Annotated in this window: 4 protein-coding genes; 2 read left to right on the top strand and 2 right to left on the bottom strand. The window is 52.9% G+C overall.

Going from position 1 to position 5463, the window contains the following annotated elements; genetic code table 11:
* Positions 1-58 precede the first annotated feature (58 nt).
* Positions 59-1141 carry an ABC transporter ATP-binding protein gene (locus tag H7A81_RS25390; RefSeq protein WP_182059112.1) on the top strand — a complete coding sequence of 361 codons (1083 nt, stop codon included), beginning with the start codon at positions 59-61 and terminating at the stop codon, positions 1139-1141.
* Between the two features lie 189 nt (positions 1142-1330).
* On the opposite strand, the gene bamA is transcribed toward H7A81_RS25390, so the two are convergent.
* Positions 1331-3769: an outer membrane protein assembly factor BamA gene (bamA, locus tag H7A81_RS25385; protein ID WP_182059111.1), complete on the bottom strand. Its 2439-nt coding sequence runs from the start codon at positions 3767-3769 to the stop codon at positions 1331-1333.
* On the opposite strand from bamA, the gene H7A81_RS25380 reads away from it, so the two are divergent.
* A complete protein-coding gene (locus H7A81_RS25380) occupies positions 3738-3938 on the top strand; it encodes a hypothetical protein (RefSeq protein ID WP_182059113.1) in 201 nt (66 codons plus the stop codon). The genes bamA and H7A81_RS25380 overlap by 32 nt on opposite strands.
* 35 nt (positions 3939-3973) lie before the next feature.
* Here H7A81_RS25380 and H7A81_RS25375 read toward each other — a convergent pair whose 3' ends face one another.
* Positions 3974-5383, bottom strand: a complete 1410-nt coding sequence (locus tag H7A81_RS25375; RefSeq protein ID WP_182059110.1) for an MFS transporter — start codon at positions 5381-5383, stop codon at positions 3974-3976.
* Between the last annotated feature and the right edge of the window lie 80 nt (positions 5384-5463).

Raw genomic sequence — 5463 nt, 5'->3', positions numbered from 1 at the left:
GCCACGTCGCTATCCCGACTGGCATCAACTGCAACTTTCCGCACAGGAGCGCTAAATCATGGCCAGTGTTGAACTCGTAAAAGTGGCCAAGCGCTACGGCAAACAATCGGTTCTGCATCCGCTCGACCTTACCATTCCCGACGGCAGTTTTACCGTACTGGTCGGTCCGTCCGGCTGTGGTAAATCCACCTTATTGCGTCTGCTGGCGGGGCTGGAGAGCCTGTCGGATGGCGCAATCATGATGGATAAAGTGGCAATCAACGATCGCGATCCCGCCGATCGTGATATCGCTATGGTGTTTCAAAGCTATGCGCTTTATCCGCATCTGACGGTGGCAGAGAACCTCGCGTTTCATATGCAGGTGAAGAAAGTGAAGCGCGAAGAGCAGCAGAGCAAAATCGAACGCATCGCCGGGATTCTCGGCATTGATAAACTGCTCGGGCGCTATCCGCGTGCGTTATCCGGTGGGCAGCGCCAGCGTGTGGCGATGGGCCGCGCGATGGTGCGCAATCCGCAGGTGTTCTTGTTTGATGAGCCGTTGTCCAACCTCGATGCACAGTTGAGGATGGAGTTGCGTGCGGAGATCAAATCCCTGCATCAACGCTTCAAAACCACCATGGTGTATGTCACGCACGACCAGGTTGAAGCCATGACCCTGGCCGATCAGATTGTGGTGATGAAAGAGGGTCGCATTGTGCAGCAGGGTGCACCGCTGGCGATTTATGACCGACCAGCGGACACGTTTGTGGCGCGTTTTATCGGTTCGCCGCCGATGAACCTGCTACCGGCGCAATTGATTACCCGCGATGGCATTCCGGGTGTGCAGTGCCAGGATTTATGGCAACCGCTACCTCTGCGCTGGCAAGCGGCGGCACGTGAATGTGATGGAGCAAAGGTGACGCTGGGTGTGCGTCCTCACGATCTCATAGAGGCTGACACGCGCGCGCTCGCCACGGTAAAAGTGGTTGAAATCACCGGTGAATCAACGTTGTTGCACCTTGAATGGCACGGTCACGCCATGCATATGCAAATCGCCGGGCGTCATGCTGCAGTGAGTGGTGATCAGATTCGTATTGGATTCAACGCCGAGAAGATTCATCTGTTTGATGCAGAAAGCGGATTACGCCTGAGCGAAGGTTAAATAATATAAAAAAGCCACCCAAATGGGTGGCGAAATATATTGATAGAAAATGCATAACAACGATGGTGGCAGGCACTCATTCCATAAGCACCGTACCCTGACTATTTTACGCAAACGGCTATTTTATTCTGTTCTCTCTGTTTAAAGATAACGTAAATCTTACTTCTTTCTTTAACAGAGAAATAACCACTACCAGGTTTTCCCGATATTAAACTGGAACTGCTCAGACTTATCGCCTTCATATTTTTTGATCGGCAAGGCATAAGAGAACACCAGCGGACCAAGCGGCGATTGCCATTGTAATGCCAGACCGCTGGAAACACGGATTTCACTGGGATCACCATAATCCGGAATGCCCGCCGCACGGGTTGCCGCGGTATTTTCCCATTTGGTATCCCAAACGGTACCGGCATCGACAAAGAACGAGGTGCGCAGTGAATCCGCATAACGATCGCTAACAAATGGAGTCGGGACGATTAACTCCGCGCTCGCCACAGCCATCGCATTACCACCCACCGCATCATCCGATTTATTCACCGAACAGTTGCCATAGCTGCTTTCGTTGCCGGTGCAACTGTAATAAGCCGCTTTTGGACCGATGGTATTGGATGAGAATCCGCGCACGGAGCTGGAGCCGCCGGCGTAGAAGTTGTCGTAGAACGGCACTTCTTTGCCACCGAACCCATCCGCATAGCCCGCTTTGGTGCGGCCCATCAACACCCAGCGATGGTCACTGCTAAGCGGTAAGTATGCGTTGGCACTCAGCGTACTTTTGTAATAGCTGTTGGTCGATCCCGGGATCGTCACTTTGGTGTTGAAACCCGCTGAAACCCCCGAGGTTGGGAAGAAGCCGCGATCTAACGAATTGTAGTTCCAGCCAATGTTCCAGAAGAAGTCATTAGCGACAAACTTCTCATCGCTGGTGGCGTAATCGTCATCATCATCTTCATTAGTGGTGATGACTTTCGGATGGATGCCCTGCGATCCCAGATAGCGCCACATGGAGACCTGCGGTGCCATATTACTGACGCGGTTGTAGGTGTAATCCAGCCCTGAACTCAGATTACTGTTTTCGCTGATCGGGAAGCTTAATGTACTGCTGGCACCAAAACTCTTCAGCGTATATTCAGACAGGTCATTATCTTCGGCGCTGTAGTCGTTGTAGAACAGCTTGCCGCCAAGGCTCACGCCATCCACGGTGAAGTATGGATTGGTGGCGGCAATCTCAACATAAGTCTGATAACTGTTTTTGGTACCGCTAAAACTCACGGTATTACCGGTACCCATCCAGTTATCCTGGCTGACGCCAAGCTGGTAACTGATGCCGCTGTCGGTGCCGTACCCAAGACCCACGTTGAAAGTGCCGGTGTTACGCTCTTTCACCTTATACACCACATCGACCTGATCAGGGCTGCCGGGCACACGCTGGGTATCAACATCGACGCTTTCGAAATAGCCGGTACGATTGAGACGGGCCTTACCTTGATCAACCGCATCACTGGCTAACCACGACCCTTCCATCTGGCGCATTTCGCGACGTAACACCGAATCCTTCGAGGTGTCATTGCCGCTGAACTTCACCTGACGCACGTAGAAACGATGCCCTGCTTCAACATTCACATGCAGTTTAACGGTTTTGTCTGCATCGTTAATTTCAGGCTGAGAACTGACTTGCGGGAAAGCATAGCCGTAGCGACCGAGCAGCGCTTTGATCGCGCCTTCGTTCTCAGTAATTTTGGCACCGCTGTATAAAGCCCCTGGCGGTATATGGGCCAGTTTCTCAATTTCGGCGGAATGTCCCGCCATATCGCCGTTCAGGATAACATCGGAAATATGGTAAACATCGCCTTCATGAATATTGACTGTCAGATAAATACTTTTCTTATCGGGTGTTAAACTCACTTGCGTTGAATCAATATTAAAACGTGCAAAACCGCGATCGAGATAATAGCTACGCAGTGTTTCTAAATCGCCGGACAGTTTTTGTTTCTGGTATTTCTGATCGGCAATAAAATTCCACCACGGCACATCATCACGCAATTGGAAGTGCGAGATGAGTTCATCTGATGAGAAGGCATGATTGCCGACAATATTGATCTGCTGAATCTTCGCGGATACACCTTCGGTAAACACGAACTTCAGATCGACACGATTGCGTGGCAACGGCGTGACCACAGCTTTGACGCTGGCAGTGTATTTACCCGCGCTGTAGTAGAAATCTTCCAGCCCTTTTTCAATATCCGATAATGTGGTGCGATCCAGCGCTTCGCCGACCCGCACACCGGTGGCGTCGAGATTTTGCTTCAGCTGATCTTCTTTGATTGCCTTGTTGCCGGAGAAGGAAATGCTCGCAATGGCCGGCCGTTCTTTCACACGAATGAGCAGCGCATCGCCATCGCGCAGCACTTGCACATCTTCAAAGTTGCCAGTGGCAAATAGCGCACGAATGGTGTTACGAATATCGTCATCTGTGACGCGATCGCCCACGCGTACGGGCATACTCAGCATTGCTGCACCCGGTGCGACGCGTTGCAAGCCGTCAAAGTGAATATCCCTGAGGGTGAAATCGTCTGCACCAAAGGCTGTGGTGGTTACCATGAAAAGTAACCCGGTTAACATCTTTTTCATCTGCTATGAGCCTGCCGTTTTCCATTCAACGCATTTCTGCCGCACCACAAAAAAACGGGCTGAACACGCGGTTCAGCCCGTTAGTTGCGGCGATATGTTCCGGAAAAAAGACCACCGCGCCAAAGGTAAATTCAGCGCAATCAACGGATTTTCGCTTACCTTACAGTAAGCTGAAAAGCCGCTGCAGAAATCACAGCATAAGGATTACCCTTCCGCCGTCACCGGCTGGAAAGTACGACGGTTCAGACTGGTCAGAATCACCAGCGTCACCATCATTAACAGCTCCACGCCCAGGGTGCCGGAGATGGCCGCCAGGTGATTACCATGCATGTTAATCTGAGTGAAAACGCCTCCGAGCAGCATCGGACCCAAACCGAGTGCCGATTGCTGTACGGTGGATAACACCGCACTGCCCGCGCCCGCCTGATGATGCGGTACACCGCTCATGCCAATGCGATAGAAGGTGCTGACAATAAACGACTGACCGAAGCCAATCAGGATGGTGGCGGGCATCAGGGTAAAGACGCCAACATCAGGCCAGGCAAACTGGAAAGTCCCGATCAGTGCAATCAAACCGACCATCTGGATGCCGCAACCGGTCAGTAACGTGGTGCGTTTACCAAAGCGTTCCACCATGCGCGTTGAACGCATCGCACCGATAAAGTAGGCAGCGCCCAGTGCGATAAACGCGTTTCCTGACTGAAATGCAGTTAAGCCAATGCCTGACTGCAGCGTCAGCGCTACCGCGAACATAAAGCCGCTCCAGCAGGAGAAGAACAGCACCGCCAGGGTTAAACCAAAACGAACGCTTGGCAGACGCAGCAGCGAAGGGGGCAGCAACGGCGAACCGCCTTCTGCTTCCAGACGCAGTGAACTCTGACGCAGGCGATGCAATAACACCGGGAACAGCACCAGCAGCAGAATGCACGGCCATGACCAGTGCAGCAGCGGACCGAGCGCCAGCGCTAGCATCAAACAGCCAATCGCGCCTGCAAGCAGCAAGGTGCCGCTGACATCCACCGGCACGCGCTGATGATTGTGGGTTTCAGGCACAAAACGTCGCGCGGTGATCAGCACAAACAGGCAAATCGGCAGGTTGATCAGGAACACGCTGCGCCAGCCGTAGCCGCCGATATCCGCTTTGATCAGGAATCCACCTAACACCTGGCCGATGATAAAGGCCAGCCCACCAATGCCGCCGTAGAGACCAATGGCGCGTGCGTGCTCCCTGCCCTTCATGGTGACATGCATAGTGGCGAGGATTTGCGGCACGATGAAAGCCGCGCCGACACCCTGCAGTGCGCGGGCAAACATCAACAGACCGACGCTGTTCGCGATGCCGCATAATAAAGATGCAATACCAAAGATCCATACTCCCGCCAGGAATATCCGACGACGTCCGTAGTTATCCCCCAGGCGTCCGCCCATCGCCAGGCAGATGGCGAAAGCAATGCCGTACACGGCGACAATCAGCGCCAGCTCAATCGATGTGGCGCGCAACGTATGCGCCATGGCATCCAGCGCCACGTTGACAATGGAAAAATCGATCATGGGCAGCAGTTGCCCTGCCAGCAGGACCACCAGTCCCGCGCGTTGAAGTTGCGATGTGTGCATCGGTTTTAACCTTGTTTTTAAGTGCAGTACGGCATAGCATCACCTAAATATTAAACGGGTACCAGTTCTTGTTTATCATG

Source organism: Pantoea sp. ME81 (genome assembly GCF_903970985.1).
Taxonomy (GTDB): domain Bacteria; phylum Pseudomonadota; class Gammaproteobacteria; order Enterobacterales; family Enterobacteriaceae; genus Pantoea; species Pantoea communis.
Note: the sequence above shows the minus strand (reverse complement) of the source record. Positions and strands in the feature narration are given on the sequence as shown.